Source organism: Ruegeria sp. ABD4_443 (assembly GCF_056160865.1).
The window spans coordinates 121,702-144,767 of sequence record NZ_JBSWYA010000008.1 but is presented as its reverse complement, the minus strand read 5'-3'; the positions used below and the strand labels follow the sequence as shown (position 1 = coordinate 144,767).

Sequence of the window (23,066 nt, the reverse complement as noted above, 5' to 3'; positions counted from 1 at the left end):
CACCGTCGGCGCTGGTGTCGTTTCCAAAATTATCGAATAATTTTGGAAAGCGGTGGGCGGCAGTTGCTCTGAAAGAGCAATGAGAGCCCACACCTTTGAATGAAAGAAGGCCGCTCCAAACCGGGGCGGCCTTTTTTGTTTGTCGCCGGTCACAGCGCCCGTCAGTGTCGTTGGTGATGCGGACCGTGCCCGGTTCGCGGCCATAAGAAAGGGCAGAAATCATGGCCACACAACATCCCTTGAAAGGGTCGTGCCTTTGCGGAGCGGTGCATGTCCGTATCGCCGGATCACCGCTTTTGACGTTGGCCTGCCATTGCCGTGATTGCCAAAAACTAAGCGCAAGCGCGTTTTCCCTGACCACGATGTTTCCGCGCGACGGGTTTACCTGCACCGGGGATTTGGTAGACGGCGGACGCGGAACCCAAGGGCGCGCGCATTATTACTGTCGATCCTGCCTGAATTTCGTCTTTACCCGGATCGACGCCGCAGGACCGCGGGTCAACCTGCGGAGTTCGGTTCTGGATGATGCCGCCGATTTTGCGCCTTTTGTCGAAGTGATGACGAGCGAAAAGATGCCCTGGGCCCACGTGCCTGCTGTTCACAGCTATACCCGTTACCCGGAAACGCCAGAAGAATTGCAGGCCCTGATGGCGGACTATTCCCGGTGGCGGTCAGGCTGACAGGCCCGTTACAGCCGGGGAAGGGGAAATTCACGATGGCCCCGCAAAACTCTGAACAATTGGGGCGGTGTCAGCCCTTGTGTTCCCAAGGCGTGCGCCCGACGATTTCATCGGCTTCGGCGGTTATGTCGTTCATGTGCCGTTCAAGGCTCTGGCGCAAGTCTTCCATCTGTGCCTCGCTTGCCTTGCGCGGAACGGGCTCTGTCCATTCGCGGCACAGAAAAACCCCGGTGTTGCGCCAGGGTCGGGGCATAAGCAGACGGTCCCAGGTGCCTGCCTCGCGCCCGTGACGAGTCGAGTACGTAATGCCGAACACCCGCTTTCCGGACGTCCGCGCCCAAATCAGGGGAACCGTCGAGGAAACGCGTTCAGGCCCGCGTGGCCCGTCGGCGGCAATGCCAATTGAAATCCCCTGTTTCATCTTGCCCAGCACCTCGCGAGACAGGGCGACGTGTCGTTTGTGGCTGGACATCGCAATCGTATCCATGCCGAACAGGGTTTGCACCCGACCGACCATGCTGCCGGCGCGCGCGGCCGAGGTGATCGAACAGATCCGGCCCTTGTCGAGCGGGTAGAAATAGGGCGACTGCGCCAGCCTTTGGTGCCACAGGACCACGATGACAGGCTCGCCCTGTTCTGCCAGCCGGTCCAGGTCTTCGTATCCGATGCGCTGCCAGCTGGTGTTGCGGTGAACCATCCGGATATATCCCGCAATCCGCCGGGCAGCCCAGTTCAACACGGTTTCGCTGTTGGCGATTCGTTTGCGGAGACTCAATGGCAGGGTCCTTCTGCTGGCCGATCTTTGTCTTATAGAACTGCGCGCCATGCGCAACGGGTTTGTCCGGGGCGCTTGCGCGGCGGAATGTGAAAAAGCCTCTTGAGTCCGCCGCGCCGCTGGCATATCTGGGGGCGCATCACAGGGGTATAGCTCAGTTGGTAGAGCGACGGTCTCCAAAACCGTAGGTCGCGGGTTCGAACCCTGCTGCCCCTGCCATTTCCAGAAAATCCGCTGATCTGTCATTGCGGCTCCTGTAAAAGGGGCAGGTCGTGGCGTTGCGGGGGCGCAATTGACCGGCAACGTGGTTTCCTATGCCCGCCGAATGGCTTAGTGTCCCGTCAGGTTCGAACACCAAAATGAGGTCTCATGTCGCGTTTTGATGGGTATTTCCTGCGGCAACTGCTGGTGCTCTTTGGCTTTTTCACGCTGGTTTTGGTGGGTGTTTTCTGGATCACGCGCTCGGTCAGCCTGTTTGACCGGGTTATCAGCGGCGGGCAGTCCGCCATGGTTTTCCTTGAGTTCACGGCGCTGACGCTGCCGACCTTGATCAGGACGGTCATGCCGATGGCGGTGTTCGCCGCTGCCGTCTATGCAACCAACCGTCTGAGCAGGGAAAGCGAGCTTACGGTCATGCTGGCGACGGGCTCCAGCCCCTGGCGATTGGCGCGGGCTGTATTGCTGTTTGGGCTGGTGGCCGGGTTGATGATGGCGATCATCAGCGTGTTCCTGCGCCCGGCATCGGTCGATCAGTTGGAACGGCGACAGGCCGAGGTGGCAGGTGACGTCACCGCGCAATTGCTGAACGAAGGCGAGTTCCTGCATCCGTCAAAGGGGGTAACGGTCTATATCGGCAGGATCGACCTGGATGGAACGCTGCACGAGGTGTTCGTTTCGGACCGCCGGGACAAGGCCAACCCGACCAGCTATTCCAGCACGACGGCCTATCTGGTGAACAATGATGCAGGTATTCACCTTGTTATGTTGGACGGGGTTGCGCTGAGGTTGGATCAACAGGGCAGGACGCTGTCTTCGACCCTGTTTGATGACGCGTCCTATGACATCTCAGAACTGACCAACAAGGGCGATTTGAACCAACAAAGTCTCGAAGCGATCGCGACCCTGGACCTGATCACGAATATTGATGGCCTTGCCGCGTCGACCGCCTATGGCAGGGGGCAGCTGATCGAAGAACTGCATCAGCGGTTTTCCTGGATCGCGATCTGCATTGCTGTGGCCATGGCCGGGTATTCGACGCTGATGCTGGGCAGTTTTTCGCGTTTTGGCCTGTGGCCGCAGATTTTCGGGGCCTTCACGATACTGGTTTTGCTGGAAGGTGTCCGCGGCTTTGTTTCGCCGGTGGTCATTGACGACCCCCGGTTGTGGATTCTGCTTTATCTGCCCGCGGTTGCGGGGCTTGCGATTTCCAGCCTGTTCCTGCTGTTTGCCGGGCGCCCCCTGATCCGGAAAAGAAACAACGGCAAGACATCCAGCGCGGTACCGGCTTGAAAGCTGCGCCGGAATTAGGCCCTCAGCACGCCGCCATCAGGCGATACACGATCTGTGCGGCGGTAAAGTCCCAGGCGGCATTGCCGTCGGGGGCCAGTTCGACCACGTCAAAGCCCACGCATTTGCGGCCCTTCAAGGCGTGCTCGACCAGACGCAGCGCCTGGTAATATCCCAGCCCTCCGGGCACCGGCGTGCCGGTCGCGGGCATTTGTGACGGGTCCAGCCCATCGACATCAAAGCTGACATAGACCAGTTCGGGGAAATCCGCGGGCAGGTCGACCGCGTGGATATTGCCGGTGACCAGGTCTTCGGCATCCACGTGGAAAACGTGGTTTTTCAGCCGGCTTTTGGCCTCTTCGGTCGAGAACGCGCGGACGCCGAACTGGGCCAGCCGGATGCCTTCCGAGGCCAGCAGATGCATGACCGAGGCGTGAGAGTGTTTCTCACCCTGATAGGCATCGCGCAAATCGGCATGGGCGTCGATCTGGACGATGCCGACGGGCTGGTTCAGCGCCCGCGCCACACCCATCACCGCGCCGTAGCTGAGCGAATGCTCTCCGCCCAGTGTCACCGGCACTTTGCCCGCGCGCACGGCGGCTTCGGTGCGCTGGGCCAGACGGTCCATGATCTCGGGCAAGGGGCCCTGGCAGTCCACGGGGGGTTCGGTGAAGATACCCTCGACGCAGGGTTCCGCATGGCCGGTGATGCGCTCCAGCTCATTGCTGGCTTCGATGATCGCCTCGGGGCCCTTGGCTGTGCCCGATCCGTAAGAGACAGTCCGCTCCAGCGGTACCGGGATCACGCGAAAACGCGCGTCTTCCGAACGCTCAGCTTCGGTCAGTTCACTGTCGAGGAAAATGCTCATGAAAGGCGGTCCTTAAAGTCGTCATAGCCGAACTGTTTGATGATTTTCAGCTCGTCCGTTTCGCTGTTCCACAGGGCGATGGTTGGCAGAGGAACACCGTTGAACGTGTTGGTCTTGACCATCGAGTAATGCGCCTGATCCAGGAAGGCAAAACGCTGACCTATCGCAAGCGGCTTGTTCCATGTGTAATCGCCGATCACGTCGCCCGCGAGGCATGAAGGCCCGCCCAGCCGATAGGTGTGGCCCGCCTCGGCCTCGTCCATCAGGGCGGGGCGATAGGGGGCTTCGATCACGTCAGGCATGTGGCAAGTGGCCGAGATATCGGTAATGGCAAGGGTCATGCCATTGGTGGGTAGGTCGAGGACTTCGCCAACCAGAATGCCCGCGTCCAGCGCAACGGCCTCGCCGGGTTCGAGATAGACGTCGATGCCGTATGTCGTTCGGATGGATTTGATGAATTCCACTAGCCCGTCACGGTCGTAGTCGTCGCGGGTGATATGGTGGCCACCGCCGAAATTCAGCCATTTGAGTTGGCCGAGGAAGGGTTTGAGTATTGGTTCAACCGCTGCCCACGTGCGCTGCAACGGTTCGAACCCCTGTTCGCAGAGCGTGTGCATGTGCAACCCGTCTACTCCGGTCAGGGTGGCCTGGGTCAGTTGGCTGACGGGTGTTCCCAGGCGCGAGCAGGGGGCGCAGGGATCATATTTTGGGATCTCGCCTTCGGAATGTTCCGGGTTGATGCGCAGGCCGACCTGAACATTTGAGGCTTGGGCTTTGGCAAGGAAGCGGTCTTTCTGGACCGGAGAATTGAAGATGATGTGATCGGACAGCGACAGGATCTCGTCCATGTCGGCGTCTTTGTACCCGGCACAGAAGGTGGCAACTTCGCCGCCATATTCCTCGCGGGCCAGCCGCGCCTCGTAGATGCCGCTGGCGCAGGTGCCGCCGAGATGTTGGCGGACCAGCGGGGCCAGCGAGAACATGGAAAAGGCCTTGAGCGCGCTGAGGACATGTGCGCCGGACCGGTTCCCGATATCCGCAAGGATCGTCAGGTTCCGTTCGACGGCTTTTTCGTCAACCACGAAGCAGGGTGTGGGTACGCGGCTGAGGTCGAAATTGCGGAAGGCTCCGGCGTCGCCGGCTTGGGTGGTCATCATGTCGGACATGTCCGGTGCCTCGGATTGTGGAGAGGCCGGTGGGCGCTGCCCCCCGGACCCCCCGGGATATTTTTGGCCAGATGAAGGTCTGGATCTAGAATTCTACGGGGCCGTCGAGTTCGTGGACCTGCCATGGCAGGCCGTGTTCATTCAGCATGTCCATGAAGTTGTCGGGGTCGAGCTGTTCCATGTTCCAGACGCCCGGCTGGGCCCAGTTGCCTTTGAGCACCTGTGCCGCGCCGATCATGGCGGGGACGCCGGTGGTGTAGCTGACGGCTTGTGATCCGACCTCTGCGTAGCATTCCTGGTGGTCGCAGATGTTGTAGATGTAATAGGTCTTCTCGCCCGAGCCGTCCTTGGCCTGACCGGTGGCGATGTCGCCAATGCAGGCTTTGCCCTTGGTTTCCGCGCCCAGATCGCCGGGATCGGGCAGCAGGGTTTTCAGGAACTGGATCGGGATGATTTCCTTGCCGTCATGCATCACCGGATCGATGCGGGTCATGCCGACGTTTTCCAGCACCTTGGCGTGCATGATGTACGCGTCGCCGAAGGTCATCCAGAAGCGGGCGCGCTCGATCTCGGGGAAGTGGGTGCTGAGCGATTCCAGTTCCTCGTGATACATCAGGTACATGTTCTTGGGGCCGATGGCGGGGAAGTCGAACTCGACCTTGTGGGTCATGGCGGGGGAGTGTTTCCATGCGCCGCCTTCCCAGTGGCGCACTTCGGCCAGCACTTCGCGCAGGTTGATTTCCGGGTTGAAGTTGGTGGCGAATTCCTGATCGTTGCTGCCGCCATTGGCGTCCAGCACGTCGATCTGGCGGATCGTGTCCAGCTTGTGTTTCTTCAGCCATGTGGCGAAGACGGATGTCACGCCCGGATCGAAGCCCGAGCCGAGGATGGCAGTCAGACCCGCCTCTTTGAACCGCTCCTGATAGGCCCATTGCCAGTGGTATTCGAACTTGGCCTCGTCCTCGGGTTCGTAATTCGCGGTGTCGAGGTAGTGGATACCGGCCTTAAGGCAGGCATCCATCAACACCAGATCCTGATAGGGCAGGGCGAGGTTCACCAGGATCTCGGCCCCGGTTTCCTTGATCAGCTTGACCGTGTCTTCGACCTTGTAGGCGTCCAGTTCTGCGGTTTTGATGTCGACGCCGACGCGGTCCTTGACGGCTGCTGCGATGGCATCGCATTTCGATTTCGTGCGGCTGGCCAGAGTGATTTCGGTGAAAATGTCCGAATTCATCGCCATCTTGTGCACGGCGGCGTGGGATACGCCGCCCGCGCCGACAACCAGTGTTTTTCCACTCAAAGTACCCATGGGGGTCGCCTCCTCTCAGGGGGTTATTCGTAATAGGTGTAGCCGTTGATCGAGTCGCGATAGGCGCTCATCAGGGTTTTGCGGTCCTTGGCTTGCAGAGTACCGGTCGAGATCGCCTCGTCCACCATTTTACGGAAGGCGGCGACGCAGTCCTGCGGGTCGAATTCAACGTAAGACAGGACCTGGCTGATCGTGTCACCCTCTTGTTCATGCAGCAGGTCGAACCCGCCATCGGCGCGCAGGTCGATGGTGACGACATTGGTGTCGCCGAACAAGTTGTGCAGATCGCCCAGCGTTTCCTGGTAGGCGCCGACAAAAAAGACGCCCATGAAATATTCCCCCGCGTCGGGCAGGGAATGTACAGGCAGGCTGGGTGAGACACCGTCGGCCAGGATGAACCGGTCGATTTTGCCGTCGCTGTCGCAGGTGATGTCAGACAGAACCGCGCGGCGATCCGGGATCTGGTTCAGCCCTTGCAGCGGCACGATCGGATGCAGTTGGTCAATGGCCCAGACATCTGGCAGGGATTGGAACAGCGAGAAATTGCAGTGGTAGATATCGGCCACTTTTTCAAGCTGGTCGTCCACATCCGTGTCCAAATCATCATTGGCGGCCAGCGCTTTCAGGCGCGCCATCAGTGACAGGTAGATGCGTTCGGCGCGCGCCATCTGGCGCAGGTCGACATAGCCGCGCCTGAACAGGGCGCGCAGTTCGTTGCGATAAAAGGTGGCGTCGTTCCAGCATTCCTGCAACCGGTCACTGCTGAGATAATCGTGCACCGCTGCGAGGTCCGAGACCATATGATGATCGTCCGACTCGACCTTTGGCCCGTTTGGTGCGTCGTAGAGCGTGCTTTCCAGCACGTTGAATACCAGCATCGCCGAAGTCGCCACCACCGCCCGCCCGCTTTCGGTGACCAGCGTCGGGTGCGCGACCTCGGCCTCGTCCATCGCATAGGCCACGGTTTCGACCACGTTGGCGCAGTATTCCTCGACCGTGTAGTTGATCGAGTTCTCGGCGGCCTTCTTTTCGCCTGTGTAATCGACGCCCATGCCGCCGCCGAGGTCCAGATGGGTCAGCGGCACGCCCTCACGCGTCAGTTCGGTATAATAACGGCATGCTTCGCCAACAGCGCGGCGCACATCGTTCACGTCCTGCACCTGGCTGCCCAGATGCGAGTGTTGCAGTTTCAGGCAATGCAGCAGCCCCGCCGCCTTCAGCTTGTCCACAGCGGCAACCAATTGGTCGGTATTCATGCCAAAAGCCGATCGGTCGCCCGAGCTTTCCTCCCACTTGCCGCTGATCTGGTTGGTCAGCTTGACGCGCACGCCGATCAGGGGCTCGATACCCAGCTCATTGTAGACCTCGATCACCGTGTCGGCCTCTTTCGGGCTTTCCAGCACGATCACGGTATTGAAGCCGATCTTGCGGCTGAGGATGGCAAGCTGGATGAATTCGGCATCTTTTACGCCGTTGCAAACGATCAGCGCCTCGCGTGCAAGGCGATGTGCCAGGGCAATCACCAGTTCGGGCTTTGACCCCGCTTCAAGCCCATAGCTGTACTTTTTGCCAAATTCGACAATCCGGTCGATCACCTGGGCCTGCTGGTTTACCTTGATCGGGAAAACGCCGCGATAGCTACCCTTATACTCGGTGCGCGCAATCGCTTCGGCAAAGCTTTCGTTGATATGCGCGATCTCGTGTTCCAGGTATGAACTGACGCGCAGGATCATCGGGGCCTTGATGCCGCGGTCGTCCAGGTCGCTGAGGATGCCAGGCAGGCTGATTGCCGCCGCGTCGGGCGCCAGAGGATTGCGCAGGCCGATCTCGCCCTGCTCTGTCACCTCGATGAGGTCCTTGCCCCATTTCTCAACCCCATAGATGGAATGCGGTGCATCGGGCGTCTGTTTCAATCAGGTCGATCCTTGCTGATAAGGCAGTCAGTTGCGAGCCTGCCAATACGGCAGGGTCATGATTCGTCCAAGTGTAAACTATGTTACCTGACCGACGTGTCAGTTTGTCGGGCCGATCGGGACAAGGTGATTGTCCCACTGGCATGGCGCCTGTGCGGTTATGGTCGCCTTGGTCGCGGTAAGCCGACCGATCTGGCCGGTGCCGGTGGTAAAGACCAGCCCGTCCGACGCCGTGCCAAGGCCACAGACGTCCCCCAGCGTGAAAGACCCGGTGAAATCCCCGGTGTCGGTGTCAAACCGGTGCAGCGCGTCACCGCGCGGGCAGGTGATTGCAACGCCGTGGCCGTCAGGCGAAAACCCGACGCTGCCAGCGTAGCCCTGCACGGTGCTTTGGGCGGCGTCCGGGGCCGACAGCAGCCGGGCCTGCGTGCCGCGCCTGTGCAGCCCCAGCAGCGGAGGGTGCTGTGTCACCGACCCCTGCCACTGCATCGCAAAGGCGATCAGGCCGTCGCGCCGAAGCGCTAGGTGACGGATCGAGTTCTTGTGCATGTCTCGGGGAAGTACGACCTGTTCCAGGATCTGCCCCTCAAGGTCGCAATAGGTTAGGTTGGGCTGCATGACCGGCAGGTTAAGCTTGGTTCGGCCACTGTCGGGATGGGTTTCAATCCCGCCATTGGCAATAGCCAGGCTCGCCCCATCGGGCATCAGGACCATGTCGTGCGGCCCGACCCCGCCCGAAGAAAAGGACCCGATCCGGGAATAACCGTTTGCCACGTCCCAAAGGCCGATCATCCCTTCACCGGCGTCAAAGTTGTTTTCCGTGGTGAACAACAGTCGACCGTCCTGCGAAAACACGCCGTGACCATAGAAATGCCGCCCCGCCGGCGCGGTCAGCCGCGCGATTTCGGTCCCCGAGATGCAGTCGACGACAACCGCAAAGGTTCCGGGCCGCCGTGCGAATGCGACGGCTTGCGCCAGTTCGGGATGTGCTGCCGCCGCGTGTCCACGTTCAGGCAGGGGCAGGGTGAACAGAATCTCGCCATGCTGGCTGAGCCCGGCCAGCCGGTAGAGGCCATCGGGAAAAAGGGCCGCCGCCAGAAAATCCGGGGCCCCCGCGGCGCTCCAGCCGCGGATGGGGGCAAGGCTGGCTGCTGCAAGTCCGGCCAGAAATTGGCGCCTGCTGGTCACCGATCAGTCTCCGTCCAAAGAGTTGAAACCGGCGCTGATCCCCAATGTCGGGCCCAGTTCGGTCGACACGATTTCGCGAATGTCGTTGATCGACTGCTGAAGCGCTTCGATCCGAAGGCGCGATTGCGGGGTTCCGGCCCCGGCAAAGGCTGGATCGTCAAGGGCATGAGCGCGCTTGGTTGCGGCGTCAAATGCCTGGCTCAGACGCGATGCGATTTCGGGGTGATCTGCGGACAAGCGCAGCGCCAGGTCCTTCAGCGCGGCAAGGGACAGTTCGACATGCCGCAGCGATCTTTCGGATCGACGCGCTTCGGCGCGGTTGGGGCGCGGCCGGTCGAAGGTGCCCAAGGGACGCCCCAACCGGGTGTCGGCGGTGAATTCCAGCCCGGTCGTAAGGGCGCGGTAAAGCTCTTGCATCGCTTCATCGCCAGACCGGTAAGGGCTGCCGTCACCCGGATGCATGATCAACGCGGCATAGCCCTGCCAATCGGCATTGATCGCATCGGCGTTGCGCGCAATGTCGGCGGCCATGGCCTGTATCAGTGCACAGCGATAGGTCGCCTGTCCCTGGTCGGCAAAACCGGGATCATACAGCATGCGTTCAAGCGCAAAGAACCCCCGACCTGCAATCGAGACCTGGGCAAATGCCGCCGGGTCGTCAACGGAGCCATCGGCATCCGCAATCATCCGCGACAGGGTCTTGGGTGTGAATCCTTTGGTGTCGGGCCAGAAGGCCAGTGCAAAGGCACGGTCGCCGGTCTCGGTCGGTCCGAAACGCAGGTGGCTGGCGGAAATCCAGCTGTCGAATGCCGCGCCATAGGCAGCCCGCAACGCCGGCGATTCCGGCACGCAATCCGCCTGCGCCGTGGATGCCAGGCTGCTTGCGGTGTCCGACAGGTTTGCAAACCGGGGCAGGATATGGGCCTCGGTTATTTCAGCAAGGATTGGGCCGCGATCCTGCGCAAGAGCGGTTACTGGAAGTGAAAGCAGGACAAGAGTGGCTAGGGTGCGCATGGGTCAGAGGCTCTCCAGGAATCGGATCAGGGCGTCGCGGTCGGCTTTGGGCATCGAAACCACGGCATCGCGGGCGGGCTGAGCCTCGCCGCCGTGCCACAGGATGGCTTCGAGCAAGGAACGTGCCCGCCCGTCATGCAGGAATTGCGTGTGGCCCGATACCTGCCTGGTCAGCCCGATACCCCACAGGGGTGCGGTGCGCCATTCCCGCCCGGTGGCGCGTGCCTCGGGGCGGTGATCGGCCAGGCCTTCGCCCATATCGTGCAGCAAAAGGTCCGTGTAGGGCCAGATCAGTTGAAAGCTATGTTCGGGGCGGTCGGGCATCCGGTGCGTGACATGCGACGGCGTGTGGCATGCGGCACAGCCGGTTGCATGAAACACCTCTTTGCCGCGCAGAACCTGCGGGTCATCCACGTCGCGACGGGCCGGTACGCCAAGGTTCCGGCTGTAAAAGGCCACAAGGTCCATGCCGACCTGATCGATCTCGAACCCGCGTACATCGCCGTCGCCATGCGGCGCGGAAACACAGCCGGTCTGCGCATCTCTGCAATCGCCATGCGGGGCGGGATAAAGCGGATTGGAAATTCCGATATCGCCGGAAAAAGCCGCCGCGGACTGGTCCATGATCGTGGGCATGCCGGCCTTGTGCCCGAACCGCCCCATCATCGGGGTGCCGAATTCGATGGCCCAGACGATATTGGGGCGCCCCGAGATGCCATCGCCATCGCGGTCGTCCGGGTCAGCCCGGGCCAGCAACTCGTCCACGGGGATCGCTTCCAAAAGCCCAAGGCCGATCATTTGCGGGGCGACCCGCGGGCTGAGCATGGCGTCGGGGTGCAAGGGCCCGTATCCAAGATCGGCAGCCTTGTAGCTGGGGCGCCGCAGCGTGACGTTTTCGCCTTCCGACAGGGTGATGGTGACCGGGTCATAAGTCACGTCCAACCGGTATTCGGCCGGATGCCCCGCCAAGGCGAAATCCTGCATCTGCCCGCCATAAGTCGGGTCCGGTGCCGTTGCGATATAGTCGTCGATTTCGGCAAACCCGTCATCGGGGCCGCCGGGGACCGAGACGCGCAGAAACATAGAAATTGCGTGGTCGTCGGGACCCGATGGCGTGTGGCCGCGCCCATCCTTGATATGACAGCGCTGACAGGATCGGGCATTATACAGCGGACCAAGCCCATCCGAGGCCAGCGTCGAAGAGGGTGACGAGACCCATATTTTCTTGAACAGACCGTTGCCCACCTTGAAGTCGAGCTCTTGCTCGAAACTCAGGTTGCCTGATGGCTGTGAAAACGCATCCGCATCCGAACGCACCCGGACCGTGGCCGCGCCACCCGACAGGGTTTCAAAGGCCTGAGGCGCGCTGAAATCGCTGGGGGGTGCCGTGACAGCCGCGATACGGTCCCGTTCGGCATCGGTGCGCGGCAAGATGTTGAGGTGACTGTCCCCTAGCTCGGTCGCCAGGGATGGGGTGGCCACCAGGGCGGCCACCACAAGCGGTCCGAGGTTACTCTCCCTCGTCCATTGTCGACGCGTTAAGCTGCGCATAGTTGGCTTCGCCAATCCTTTCGTACAGATCAAGCTGTGTTTCGAGGAAGTCGATATGTCCCTCTTCGTCGGACATCAACTGCTCGAACAGGGCCATCGACACAAAATCTCCGGCTTTCTGGCAGTATTCGCGCGCTTCCTTATACAGGGCCCGCGCATCGATTTCCGCAGCCAGGTCACATTCCAGTGTTTCCTTGGGCGTTTGACCGATCCGAAGCGGGTCCAGTTTCTGCAGGTTGGGGTGGCCTTCCAGAAAGATGATCCGTTCGATCAGCTTGTCCGCGTGCTCCATTTCTTCAATGGATTCTTCGCGGCTTTTCTTGGCCATGTTGCCAAGGCCCCAATCTTCTTGCAGCCGATAGTGCAGCCAGTACTGGCTGACAGCCGTCAGTTCATGCCGCAGGGATTTGTTTAGGTATTCGATGACCTTCGGGTCGCCCTTCATCTGAATTCTCCTGAGTTACTCCGGTGCGCAACGCACGGAGTTGCATGGGGACTTCCAGATTATCGCTTGAACGCATGGTGTCCAGAAAAAGGGGCATGCACCCGCCACAATCCGCTGACTTGCCAAGCGCATGGTAGATCTTGCCGGGCGTGATGATGGCGCGGGGGTCGGCGGCGCGCATCCAGTCGATTGCGGCGTGGATTTCCGTGTCAGAAATGTTTGTGCAGTGACATACGATCATGGCGACTCGACCCGCGGCGGCTTATCTGACTTAAATAGTAAGTTAAACGCGATTGGTCCAGTTGAAATTTGGTCGTGCAACGCTGAACCGGGGCAAAGGGGCAGAACCAACTGGCCCAAAGGCAGGCCGGCCCATACAGGGCCGGCCGCCGGTGATTAGTGGAAAACCGCGTCGGGGTTGTCCAGGCTGTCGGAGCCTTCGAATTCGATCTGGTCCAGCTCCAGCAAGGCGACGATACGCTCGATGGTCTTGGTCTGGTCGACCAATCCGTTGACGCCACCCATGATAAGGGCTTCGCCGCCGACGTTTCCGCTTTCCAGCATCTGGTCATAGGCAAAACCGGCTTCGGCGGTCGACTTGAGGCGACCCAGTGCCTGCATGGTGTTTGACAGTTTGGCCTTCATCTCGACGTCCAGCGCAGGGTCTGCCGCGATCACCAGGTCCGACAGGGATGCCCCCGAAACCGGGGTGCCGTCGATGCGGACATATTCGCCCAGATAGACGTTCTGAATGCCCAGACCATCGTAATAGTGGCTGTTGTGGGTGTTGTCCGAAAAACAGTCATGCTCTTCTTCGGGATCGTTCAGCATCAGGCCAAGACGCATGCGCTCGCCTGCCTGTTCCCCATAGGACAACGATCCCATGCCGGTCAGGATCGCGCTGACACCTGCGGCTTCGTTCTCGGTCAGGGCCGCGCGGGCCGCGCCGCCTTCTTTCCATTGGGCGGTTATCCATTCCAGGTCGCTGATCAGCAGTTCGGTCGCGGCAGACAGGTACTCTGCGCGGCGATCGCAGTTGCCGCCGGTGCAGTCATCACCTTGCGCGTAATCGGTCCAGGGACGGTTGCCCGCGCCCGCGTTATGGCCGTTCATGTCCTGGCCCCACAGCAGGAATTCAATGGCGTGGTAGCCGGTGGCGACATTTGCTTCGATGCCGTCCGCCTCGTGCAGGGTTTCACCCAGCAGTTCCGGGGTAATTTTGCTTGCGTCAATGGTCTCGCCCGACAGCTCGAAGCTGGGGTTGGCGATGACGTTCAATACCGCAAATTCGTTTTCGTCCGTCGCGCCGCCATATGCCGCGTCAACATAGTCGATCAGACCCTCGTCCAGCGGCCAGGCATTCACCTTGCCTTCCCAGTCGTCGACAATCGCATTGCCAAAGCGATACACTTCGGTTTGCTGATATGGCACCCGAGCCGCAACCCAGGCGGCGCGGGCCGCGTTCAGCGTGGCATCCGACGGCTCGGCGATCAGGGCGTTCACTGCGGCCTGCAGCGTCTTGGCCGAGATCAGGCTGTCGTCATATTTCGCTTCGGCAATATCGGCATAGGTGTTCAGAACATCAGCCTTCGAGGGGGCGTCGCTGGCAAATGCGGCGGTCGCGACGCACAGCGTCAATGCGCTAGCCGCTGTAAATAGTTTGGTCATGGGGCGTGGTCTTTCCTGTCAGATACAAATTTTCTGTGTTCCGCCCTCGGTTGGGCGGCGCTGCGGGAAAACTGAGTGAATTTGTCAGTCAAGTCAACCTGAGTTTTATTGTCAGAATTGTCGCATGGCCTTGATTAAGATGCATTTTGGATACCCCAATTCAGGCCAATGGATCAAAAGAAGGGGCCGAGAAAAGGCCTTGGGCGTTTGCGTCGTCGAATCGGTGCCAGTCCAACTCCCCATATCCAGCGGGTCTGTCCTGGGGTTGCCATCGTTGCGGAACGTTACAAAGAAGTTAAAATGGTCGCCGTGATTCTCTTGTTGGTGCAATAGCGGTTATGAAGATCTCGGTTTTGGTTCTCATGGTTCTGCCGGTCTCGTTGACCGCACAAGGGACCGAAGTTCTGCAAGAGCATGAACACGGCACCGGTATTCTGAAAGTTGCTGTTTCCGGACCTGAATTCACATTGTCGCTGGCCGCACCCGGTGTGGACATTGTCGGCTTTGAAGGCCCGGCCGCGACGGATGACGACCGATCGCTGGTTGCGGGCGCGATGTCCGACCTGTCCCGCCCGCTGGAGTTGTTTCTTGTTCCCGAAAACGGCGGGTGCCATACCGTTTCCGCGAATGTTGCCCTGGTTGACGGCGCGCCGGAACAGGGGGGCGAGGCTTTGGGCGACGGCTCGGACGGCGCGGCCAGTCATACCGAGTTTCAGGCAGAATACCTGATCCATTGCCAGGATATTCAGGCGGTTGACGAAGTGCAGTTTGCCTATTTCGACCGCTTTCCAAACGCTCAGGCGCTTAGGGTGCACATACAATCATCTGATGCGGAAAACCTGTTTGACGTGGTGCGCCAAACGCCGATGGCCAATCTGGCCGGGATGCTCTGACAGCGGCTTTGCCTTTGCGTGACGCACCAGTTTCAGGTTGCGCCGGTCAGACATTTCCGAAACCTTGCGCCGGTGAATTTTGCACCAACAGCAGGGAAAGGTCTGCCATGCTCACCTCACGAAGTTCGTTTGAAACCGCAAATGCCAGTCGGTATTTGCAGCAGCTTTGCAAGCATTTCGGGCACAAAGTCGACGCGGAATATACCGAAACGGAAGGCACAGTCACTTTCCCCGTCGGCCAGCTTGACCTTGCCGCATCTGACGGCCGCCTCGACTTCATCGCGCAATCTGCCGATGCGGAAGGGCTGGAGAAAACCAAATCTGTCGTCGAAAGCCACATCATTCGATTCGCGTTTCGCGAAAACCTGACCGGACTGTCCTGGTCGGATTGAACTCCCCCTGCGGATATGCAAATGTCCGCGCGCAAGTCACATGCAAGCGCATGAAGCCAGCGTCACCTCTTTTATCCGTATTCTCCTAGGTCCGAGGTTACCTGATGATTGCCCGCTTGAGCGCCCTAGTCGCGACAACTTTCCTGGCCACCGCAACCGTGGCTGACCCCCTTAAAATCGAAACCTACCGCGGCCCGGCGGACGTGTCAGAAAACCCGCAGAGAATCGCGGTTTTCGACGTCGCTGCGGCGGATACCATCAATGCGCTGGGCGTTCCCATCGCAGGTACCGTGGACGGTTTATATGTCGATTACCTGGACGATGTCGCCAGGGACGCGACCCCGCTTGGCACATTCTGGGAGCCGGACTTTGAAGGCGTACACGCGCTGGACCCTGACCTGATCATCGTGGGCAGCCGCAGCTCGGACCAATTGGACAACATGGCCCGGATTGCGCCCAGCATCGACATGACAATTGACCAAGACCTTGTTGGCGACGCGGTCAAACGGTTGCGCGATTACGGGCGGATATTCGGCAAAACCGAAGCCGCCGCCGCGCTGGAGGAAAAGCTGGACGAACGGATGTCACAGGCCGCGCAAGCTGCGGCAGGAAAAGGCGACGTGCTGATCGTGATGACCAATGGCCCCAAGATCAGCGCCTATGGCGCGGGCGGGCGTTTCGGGTGGCTGCACAAGGATGTTGGCCTGCCCGAAGCCGCCCCGGAAATCAGTACCGCCACCCATGGCGAGGCGATTTCGTTCGAGTTCATCCGCGACGCCGACCCGGATTGGCTGGTGATCGTGGACCGGCTGGCAGCCATTGGCCAACCCGGTGATGCGGCGCAGGCAACCCTGGACAATGCCCTGGTCCAGCAAAGCAAGGCCTGGAAATCGGGTCAGGTCATCTATTTGAACGCGGCCGATATCTATATCGCGGGGGGTGGTATTCAGTCGATGATCCGCACCCTGGACGACCTGATTGCCGGTTTTTCGCGCGGCTGAACGGCAATGAACACGTGGCTTGGACTGATCGCGCTGGCGCTGCTGGCGTCACTTTCCCTGTTCGTCGGGGTTATTGACGTCTGGCAGGCAGATCGGCACGAGGTCTGGAGCCTTATCCGCGACAGCCGGTTCCCGCGAACCGTCGCGACCGTGCTGACAGGGGCGTCGCTGGCGATTGCCGGTCAGATCATGCAGCAGATTGCGCGAAACCGGTTTGTCGAGCCGATGACAGCCGGGACCGGCCAAAGCGCGGCATTGGGTATCTTGTTGACAGCCATGCTTTTCCCCGCCGCTTCGGTCGGTCTCAAGATGGTGTTGGCATCCTTGGCGGCGCTGGGCGGGTCACTGGTGTTTTTTGCCATCGTGCGCAAGTTGCCGCCGACGCAACCCCTGCTGGTTCCGCTTGTGGGGTTGATCTATGGCGGCGTCGTCGGGGCGGGCGTGACCTATGTTGCCTATCAGGCGGACATGCTGCAATTCATCGGGATCTGGATGAATGGCGAGTTTTCCGGAACGCTGCGCGGCCGGTACGAGTTGCTTTGGCTGGCCGGTCTGGCCGCCGGGCTAAGCTATTTGGTTGCCGATCAGCTTTCCATTATCGGTCTGGGCGAGGCAGTCAGCCTGAACCTTGGTCTGAACTATCGCCAGGTCGTTTTTCTGGGGTTGATCGTGATTTCGGTGGTGACCGGGCTGACGGTTGTTACCGTCGGCATGATCCCGTTTGTTGGCCTGGTTGTGCCCAATCTGGTCAGCCAGATTGCCGGCGACAACCTGAGGCGGTCCTTGCCTTTGACGGCCATGCTCGGGGCCGCGCTGGTTCTGGCGGCCGACATCGTGGGCCGGTTGGTGATCTATCCGTTTGAAATGCCGGTCGGCACGGTGATCGGCATCTTTGGCGCGGTGGCCTTCTTGTGGCTGCTGTACGGAGGCGCGCGCCTTGCACGTTAGACTCGCCGGCCTTGCCGGGTTGCTGATATTGTGCTGCGGCGCGTACCTTACACTTGGGGCCAGGGGCGACTGGTCCTTTGTGCTGGCCCACAGGGGGCAAAAGCTTGCGGCGCTTTTGCTGGTCGGGATGTCTTTGTCCTGGGCCACGGTGATTTTCCAGACCATCACCGGAAACCGCGTTCTGACGCCGTCGATCATGGGTTTTGATGCGCTTTACCTGTTGCTGCAAAGCCTGCTGGTCTGGTCCCTTGGCGCGCGCGTTTACAACACATTACCGGCCCAGGGGCTGATGGCGGTCAACGTCGTGATGCTGTGCGCGGCGTCGCTTGTGTTGTTCATGCTTGTGCTGCGGGCAGGGCGCGACGATCTTATGCGGATGATCCTGACCGGCGTGGTTCTTTCGGTCCTGTTCCGATCCGTCACGTCCTATTTTCAACGCGTCATCGACCCCAATGAATATGCGGTCGTGCAAGCCGTGTCCTTTGCGCGGTTCTCGGGGCTGGAAACCGACTTGCTGGTCGTGGCCGTGGTTTTGTCCGGCGGCGCGATGGCCGCGATCTGGCGCATTCGCAACCGTCTGGACGTTCTTCCGCTGGGTCCGGTCCTGTCGACATCGCTGGGCGAGCCGCCGAAGCGTGCGCAATGGCAGGTTTTGATCCTTGTCTCGGTCCTGGTCGCCGTGTCCACAGCGCTGGTCGGGCCGGTGGCATTCTTCGGATTGCTGGTCACCAGCCTGACCTATCTGGTGGTGCCGTCACCGCGCCACGCGCATCTGTTGCCTGCGGCGGCGTTGATCGCGGGGATCGTGCTGGTCGGCGGTCAGACCGCGATGGAACGTGTTCTGAACCTGAGTACCCCCCTGAGCGTCGTGGTCGAATTTATCGGCGGTCTTGTGTTTCTTTTCCTGCTGCTGCGGAGCTTGCGATGATCGAAGTCGAAAACGTGACACATCGGATCGCCGGGCAGACGATCCTCAGCGATGTCTCGCTTGTGCTTGAAAAGGGTGGGATTGTCGCGCTTGTCGGGCCAAACGGGGCCGGAAAGTCGACGCTCTTGTCGTTGGTGGCCCGCCTGCTACCGCTTCAGTCCGGCGGGATCAAGGTCGACGGCTTGCGGATTGGGGTGGCCGCCGATGACGTTCTGGCCCGCACGCTGGCCATTCTGCCCCAGGAACTGAACGTCGCCAGCCGCCTGACGGTTCGGGACCTTGTCGGGTTTGGGCGCTATCCTTACCACAAGGGGCGACCGACGTCGGAAGATACCGCCCTGGTCGCGCAGGCATTGACCCTTTTTGACCTGGACGACCTCGCTGAAAGGCAGCTTGAGACATTGTCCGGGGGCCAGCGGCAACGCGCATTTGTTGCAATGGCTTACGTTCAGGACACCGAATACCTGTTGCTGGATGAGCCGCTGAACAATCTTGATATCGGAACATCGCGCGCCTTGATGGAGCAATTGCGTAATCTGGCCGAGACCCGCAACCGGACCATCGTGATCGTTCTGCACGACATCAACTATGCCGCCGCCTATGCCGATCGGATCGTGGCCTTGAAGGCCGGGCAGGTGGTTGCGGACGGTCCGCCCGACCAGGTGGTCGACGATGGTCTGCTGCGCCGGGTCTTTGGCACCAATGCGCGGGTCAGCCTGATCGACGGCCGCCCGGTGGTGTTGGTCTGAGGCCACACCGGTCGGGGATGTCCTTGACATGCACTTGCATGTCAAGGCGCAAGGTCTTAACGGAACCCCGCAAACCCCGCGCGTTCTTTCATGGAACCAGCCAGGCAGAAATGAAAGAAACGGGGGGCAATCATGCCATTCAAACTCAACGCGGTTCGCGCGGGTCTTCTGTGCGGGTCGGCCTTGTCTCTGGTGATCGGCACCGGGGTGGCCGCGCAGGACATCGAAGACACAGCATCGACGCCACTGGACGCGGCCGAAGCCGACGTGCTTTCGCTTGACCCGATCGTGGTCCGCAAACGCGACCCGCTGGGCGAAGATGCGGACCGGGCGTCGTCGGTTTACCTGTCCGATGCCGAGGTCGACCGCGCACGGCTGGGCAATGCCAAGGACCTGTTCGAGGGTATCGCCAACGTGTCGGTTGGCGGGGCCATTCCTTTGACCCAAAAGGTCTTTGTGAACGGCATTGACCTGATCAACCTGACCACCCAGATCGACGGAACGCTGCAGAACAACCGGGTTTTCCACCACACCAGCGCCAATGTCTTTGATCCGGGGATGTTGAAATTCGTCCGGGTCGACCCCGGTATCGCCGCGGCGGATACCGGCCCCAATGCAACGGCGGGCGCGGTCATCATGGAAACGATCGACGCGGGTGATGTCATCCAGGACGGCAAGAATTTTGGCGGCACGCTGCGCGCAAGCTATGCCGATAACGGGGACACCTTTGCGCGTTCGCTTGTCCTGGCCGGTCGGGGCGGCGGTTTTGAGGCGCTGGGATACGCGCGGTCAACAACGGGTAACCCCTATACCGATGGCGGCGGCAACCTGACGCAAGGGACGGCAGCGGACATGCAGACCGGCCTGTTGAAATTCGCCTATGAGGGCGATCAGGGCGACCGGTTCGAATTGTCGGGTCAGCGGATCAAGGATTCCGAAAACCGCAACGACAAACCCAATTTCGGCAATTGGGCGCCGCCCTATGTCATGGACTTGGTGCCCTATGATACCGAGCGCAGCAGCTACTCGTTCCGCTATACCAACACCCAAGGCGGCGGCATGTGGGACCCTGAATTCGTGATCGGTTACTCGGATGCCGAAGTCACGCGGGTTGATACCAATTATGAAGGGCTGTCCACGACCCTTTCGGGCAAGCTGCAGAACACGTTCCATCTTGGCGGCGGTTTCTTTCAGGACGGTACGATTGTTGCCGGTCTGGATTTCTATGACAAGGATTCGACCTTTACGGCCCCGACTTACAGCATGCAGGAAAAGGCCAGGAATATCGGCGTTTTCGCGCAGGCCCGGTTTGATCCGTCCGATCGCTGGAGCATCTCGACCGGTGCGCGGTATGACACGCAGGACTTCACCGGTGTCGATGGAACCGAGCTTAGCGATGCGGGCGGCAGCTTTAACATGTCGGCGACCTATCACCTCAGCGATGCCTGGTCGCTGCGTGCGGGGTATTCCAACGTTTTTGGCGGCTACCAGATCGAAGACAACTACAAGTTCTGGACAACCGATTACGACGGGTTTGAATCGTCGCGAGGTGAGAACATCAACCTGGGGCTTGGCTGGGACGTCGGCAGTTTTCACCTGTCGGGTGAGCTGTTCCGGACGTCAATCGACAATGCCCGGATGATGCAATATGACCGCCCGCTGGGCATGTATCTTCACCATCAGGCAGATGTGGAAAGCGAGGGTTTCAACCTGGATGCAACCTATTCCTGGTTCAACGGATCGCTGCGCCTGACCTATACCAATGCCGACCTGACCATCAACGGCGAGAACACCGGCACCTATGAGGCCCAGAGCTTTGGGTTCGGTACACCAATCGGGCAACGTATCGCCCTGCAGGCACAGCAATATGTGCCGCAGATCAACACATTGTTCGGTGCAACGGTGGATATGGCGTTTGACAATGACGCAACCAACACCTGTTCAACCTGCTATTCGCTTGATGGGTATACGGTCGTGAATATCTTTGGCGAATACACGCCACCGGCTTATTCAAACCTGACGCTGCGCCTGTCGGTGAACAACCTGTTCGACGAGAACTATTCGGATCGCGCGACCTATGGTGCCGACTATCCCAATGATCTGGTTCCGCTGATGGAACCGGGTCGCACCTTTGTGGTCGAGGCGGTCGCCCGGTTCTGACCCAAATGCCTGGCCCCGGCATTTCAGTCGGGGCTTGGCAGCAGCTTGATCAGAAGTCGGGCCAGTTTATATGCGTCATCCACATCCATATGTGGCCCGATTTCGGCTTGCATCGCGTCCCAGTAGACCGGCCATATTCGCGCGTGCATGCCCTGACCTTTCTCGGTCAGAAACAGAACCTGCTTGCGGCGAAGATCGGTAACATAGCCGCGACGCAGAAACCCCTCTTGTTCCAGCCGCGCAACATGGCGCGACAGGGCATATTGGGGCACGAACAGTTTCTGTTCCAGCGCGCTCATCAATTGCCCGTCCGGCCCGGCATTTTCGACCTCCAACAGGATCTCGTACCAGATCGGGTCTTTGATTCCACAGGTCTTGAGCGCCTTGGTCATCCTTGGATGAAACTTCCGATGCGCGCGCATCAGGTTGAACCAGACCCGGTTATAGGCGACGATCTCTTGATCATCATTGAAGAACAATTGGTCTTCCGTTGCGGTCTTGATGGGTTCCACCGGGGATCCTGTCTTGTATGAAAAAGCGCGGCACCGCCGCGGTTGGGCAAAAGTAGGTCATCGGGGGAATTGATAAAAGTCTTTTTCTTACAACGATCTAATCGGCGCAAAATCGTGCCGTTTCCCTGTGCGCCAGCAGTGCCCCCAAAGGTTTGGCCGTTGCAGGCGGTGCTATTTCGGTTGCAGCTTCATGACGACCCGAAACCGAAAACTGTTTCCCGGCAGTTCCTTGGGTGCCTTGGGAAATCTTTTTGCCCGCGCGACCGCGCCCATGGCGGCCTTGTCCAGCGCTGCTGCGCCCGAGGATTTCCGAACGCGGTAATTCATCAACGCGCCATCGCGCCCGACGGTCAGTTCCAGGGTCACATCCCCGGCCTGCCGGGTTCCGCGGGGAAACCGTTTGTTGCGCTCGATCCGGGCGCGTATCTTTGCCCCCCAGATCGCCTGCAGCTTGGCCTGCTTGCCGGATGAGGCCGTTGCGGTTTCTTGGGTACCTGCGCCCGCTTGCGGGCTGCCTCCGCTGCCTGCGGACCGTTGCCCGGCCCGGCCAGCCGAGGTCTGGTCGGCCTTTTGCCCCGTCACCGGTGCAGGTTTCTGCTTGGGCCGTGGCTTGGGTTTGGTGTCCGGTTTCCTGGTCGGTTCAACCTCGGGTTTCGGTCGCGGCGGCGTTGGCGTGGACTGGTCCGCGACCACTTGCTGGCTGGCTTGCGGCTGCGCGACTGCGACGCGCATCTGCGCGCGGGGAACTTCGGCCAGCTCTAGCTTGGGCAGCACCTGCGGCTTGGGCGCAGGCGTGTCGGGCGGCGGCATGTCGTTTTGAATCACGGTCGGCGCGTCCAGCGGTTGTTCCCATGTTTCAACCATTTCAACGACCGTCTGCGCCGCAGCCTGGATCGAGATCATGGCCTCGCCGCCGCTGCCCCCGGCCTCGCTGCCGGACCGGCGGGCAGAGGCGAAAAATGCCAGGTGCACGGCGATGGCCAGTGCAGCAAAGAACAGGATTTCTGCCCCGCGTTTCATTCTGGCGCCACCACCAGGTCGGCCCGGACCAGACCGGCCGTTGCCAGGTCGCGCAGCAGACCCGCCAGAACGCGCGCCTCCAGCTCGGCATCGGCGCGCAGTTGAACGACAGGCTGCTGCGCCTGCAGTCCGGCCAAGGCTTGCAACGCAGCTTGGTCCTCTGCCCCGTCAAAAGACATGCGGCCTGATTTGTCCACGAACAGAACCAACTCTTCTTGGGGTTCGGCATCGGTTGCCGCCGCCGGTGGGGTGACATCGAACGGTTCAGGGCGGACCAGTTTCGAGGTCATCAGAAAGAAAATCAGCAGCAGAAACACGACGTTGATCATCGGAACAATCGACTCGGCGCGTGGGGGGCGGGGCGGTTCGCTGAAATCCAT

General features: G+C 60.4%; 24 protein-coding genes and 1 tRNA gene. 10 read left to right on the top strand and 15 right to left on the bottom strand.

Translation table 11 applies throughout. The annotated features are described in order from the left end of the window. The coding region (locus ACXAG8_RS15485; protein WP_475228213.1) for a hypothetical protein at positions 1-223 on the bottom strand (223 nt) is incomplete at its 3' end. Here ACXAG8_RS15485 and ACXAG8_RS15480 point away from each other — a divergent pair. After that, positions 222-680: a GFA family protein gene (locus ACXAG8_RS15480; protein ID WP_475228206.1), complete on the top strand. Its 459-nt coding sequence runs from the start codon at positions 222-224 to the stop codon at positions 678-680. The genes ACXAG8_RS15485 and ACXAG8_RS15480 overlap by 2 nt on opposite strands. 70 nt (positions 681-750) lie before the next feature. Here the strand turns inward: ACXAG8_RS15480 and ACXAG8_RS15475 are convergent, their stop codons facing one another. Beyond that, positions 751-1,455 (bottom strand): lysophospholipid acyltransferase family protein, encoded by a 705-nt coding sequence (locus tag ACXAG8_RS15475; protein ID WP_475228200.1) that lies wholly within the window; start codon positions 1,453-1,455, stop codon positions 751-753. A gap of 143 nt (positions 1,456-1,598) precedes the next feature. Between ACXAG8_RS15475 and ACXAG8_RS15470 the strand changes: the two genes are divergently transcribed. Further along, positions 1,599-1,674 (top strand) — tRNA-Trp (locus ACXAG8_RS15470). 150 nt (positions 1,675-1,824) lie between these two features. Further along, entirely contained in the window at positions 1,825-2,964 is a 1,140-nt protein-coding gene (gene lptF / locus ACXAG8_RS15465; protein ID WP_475228197.1) for an LPS export ABC transporter permease LptF, read from the top strand. Positions 2,965-2,986: 22 nt separating this feature from the next. Here lptF and speB read toward each other — a convergent pair whose 3' ends face one another. From speB to ACXAG8_RS15415, 10 genes are all read right to left on the bottom strand, one after another. Further along, entirely contained in the window at positions 2,987-3,829 is an 843-nt protein-coding gene (gene speB, locus ACXAG8_RS15460; RefSeq protein WP_475228191.1) for an agmatinase, read from the bottom strand. Beyond that, positions 3,826-4,995: a carboxynorspermidine decarboxylase gene (nspC, locus tag ACXAG8_RS15455; protein ID WP_475228184.1), complete on the bottom strand. Its 1,170-nt coding sequence runs from the start codon at positions 4,993-4,995 to the stop codon at positions 3,826-3,828. The genes speB and nspC overlap by 4 nt, the downstream gene beginning before the upstream one ends. Before the next feature lie 85 nt (positions 4,996-5,080). Beyond that, positions 5,081-6,304, bottom strand: coding sequence for a saccharopine dehydrogenase family protein (locus ACXAG8_RS15450; RefSeq protein WP_475228178.1), 1,224 nt, complete (start codon positions 6,302-6,304; stop codon positions 5,081-5,083). A gap of 23 nt (positions 6,305-6,327) precedes the next feature. Beyond that, positions 6,328-8,217: a biosynthetic arginine decarboxylase gene (gene speA, locus ACXAG8_RS15445; protein ID WP_475228172.1), complete on the bottom strand. Its 1,890-nt coding sequence runs from the start codon at positions 8,215-8,217 to the stop codon at positions 6,328-6,330. A gap of 99 nt (positions 8,218-8,316) precedes the next feature. Then, complete coding sequence (locus ACXAG8_RS15440; protein ID WP_475228165.1) at positions 8,317-9,405, bottom strand: DUF1513 domain-containing protein; 1,089 nt, start codon at positions 9,403-9,405, stop codon at positions 8,317-8,319. A gap of 3 nt (positions 9,406-9,408) precedes the next feature. Beyond that, on the bottom strand, positions 9,409-10,419 hold the full coding sequence (locus ACXAG8_RS15435; RefSeq protein ID WP_475228158.1) for an imelysin family protein: 1,011 nt from the start codon (positions 10,417-10,419) through the stop codon (positions 9,409-9,411). A gap of 3 nt (positions 10,420-10,422) precedes the next feature. Beyond that, entirely contained in the window at positions 10,423-11,913 is a 1,491-nt protein-coding gene (locus ACXAG8_RS15430; RefSeq protein ID WP_475228151.1) for a di-heme oxidoreductase family protein, read from the bottom strand. Between the two features lie 16 nt (positions 11,914-11,929). Then, positions 11,930-12,415, bottom strand: coding sequence for a bacterioferritin (gene bfr / locus ACXAG8_RS15425; RefSeq protein WP_475228145.1), 486 nt, complete (start codon positions 12,413-12,415; stop codon positions 11,930-11,932). Further along, positions 12,363-12,656 (bottom strand): (2Fe-2S)-binding protein, encoded by a 294-nt coding sequence (locus ACXAG8_RS15420; protein WP_475228138.1) that lies wholly within the window; start codon positions 12,654-12,656, stop codon positions 12,363-12,365. The genes bfr and ACXAG8_RS15420 overlap by 53 nt, the downstream gene beginning before the upstream one ends. A 155-nt stretch (positions 12,657-12,811) precedes the next feature. Continuing rightward, positions 12,812-14,083, bottom strand: coding sequence for an imelysin family protein (locus ACXAG8_RS15415; RefSeq protein ID WP_475228130.1), 1,272 nt, complete (start codon positions 14,081-14,083; stop codon positions 12,812-12,814). A gap of 338 nt (positions 14,084-14,421) precedes the next feature. Here ACXAG8_RS15415 and ACXAG8_RS15410 point away from each other — a divergent pair, with 338 nt between their 5' ends. The 7 genes from ACXAG8_RS15410 to ACXAG8_RS15380 all read left to right on the top strand — a co-directional run bounded on the left by ACXAG8_RS15410 (position 14,422) and on the right by ACXAG8_RS15380 (position 21,154). After that, the gene (locus tag ACXAG8_RS15410; RefSeq protein WP_475228123.1) at positions 14,422-14,976 is read left to right on the top strand and encodes a ZrgA family zinc uptake protein; all 555 of its coding nucleotides are present in this window, start codon (positions 14,422-14,424) and stop codon (positions 14,974-14,976) included. Between the two features lie 8 nt (positions 14,977-14,984). Continuing rightward, positions 14,985-15,368, top strand: coding sequence for a DUF2218 domain-containing protein (locus tag ACXAG8_RS15405; protein WP_475228119.1), 384 nt, complete (start codon positions 14,985-14,987; stop codon positions 15,366-15,368). Positions 15,369-15,472: 104 nt separating this feature from the next. Next, positions 15,473-16,369, top strand: coding sequence for a siderophore ABC transporter substrate-binding protein (locus ACXAG8_RS15400; RefSeq protein WP_475228112.1), 897 nt, complete (start codon positions 15,473-15,475; stop codon positions 16,367-16,369). A gap of 6 nt (positions 16,370-16,375) precedes the next feature. Beyond that, complete coding sequence (locus ACXAG8_RS15395) at positions 16,376-17,317, top strand: ABC transporter permease (RefSeq protein ID WP_475228107.1); 942 nt, start codon at positions 16,376-16,378, stop codon at positions 17,315-17,317. Continuing rightward, positions 17,307-18,245, top strand: a complete 939-nt coding sequence (locus ACXAG8_RS15390) for an iron chelate uptake ABC transporter family permease subunit (protein WP_475228103.1) — start codon at positions 17,307-17,309, stop codon at positions 18,243-18,245. Before ACXAG8_RS15395 ends, ACXAG8_RS15390 begins: the two co-directional genes overlap by 11 nt. Then, the gene (locus ACXAG8_RS15385) at positions 18,242-18,994 is read left to right on the top strand and encodes an iron ABC transporter ATP-binding protein (protein WP_475228096.1); all 753 of its coding nucleotides are present in this window, start codon (positions 18,242-18,244) and stop codon (positions 18,992-18,994) included. Before ACXAG8_RS15390 ends, ACXAG8_RS15385 begins: the two co-directional genes overlap by 4 nt. 132 nt (positions 18,995-19,126) lie before the next feature. Beyond that, positions 19,127-21,154: a TonB-dependent receptor domain-containing protein gene (locus ACXAG8_RS15380; RefSeq protein WP_475228088.1), complete on the top strand. Its 2,028-nt coding sequence runs from the start codon at positions 19,127-19,129 to the stop codon at positions 21,152-21,154. 23 nt (positions 21,155-21,177) lie between these two features. On the opposite strand, the gene ACXAG8_RS15375 is transcribed toward ACXAG8_RS15380, so the two are convergent. The 3 genes from ACXAG8_RS15375 to ACXAG8_RS15365 all read right to left on the bottom strand — a co-directional run bounded on the left by ACXAG8_RS15375 (position 21,178) and on the right by ACXAG8_RS15365 (position 23,066). Continuing rightward, the gene (locus ACXAG8_RS15375) at positions 21,178-21,666 is read right to left on the bottom strand and encodes a MarR family winged helix-turn-helix transcriptional regulator (protein ID WP_475228082.1); all 489 of its coding nucleotides are present in this window, start codon (positions 21,664-21,666) and stop codon (positions 21,178-21,180) included. A 171-nt stretch (positions 21,667-21,837) separates the two neighbouring features. Beyond that, positions 21,838-22,686, bottom strand: a complete 849-nt coding sequence (locus ACXAG8_RS15370) for an energy transducer TonB (protein WP_475228076.1) — start codon at positions 22,684-22,686, stop codon at positions 21,838-21,840. After that, on the bottom strand, positions 22,683-23,066 hold the full coding sequence (locus ACXAG8_RS15365; protein WP_475228068.1) for an ExbD/TolR family protein: 384 nt from the start codon (positions 23,064-23,066) through the stop codon (positions 22,683-22,685). Before ACXAG8_RS15365 ends, ACXAG8_RS15370 begins: the two co-directional genes overlap by 4 nt.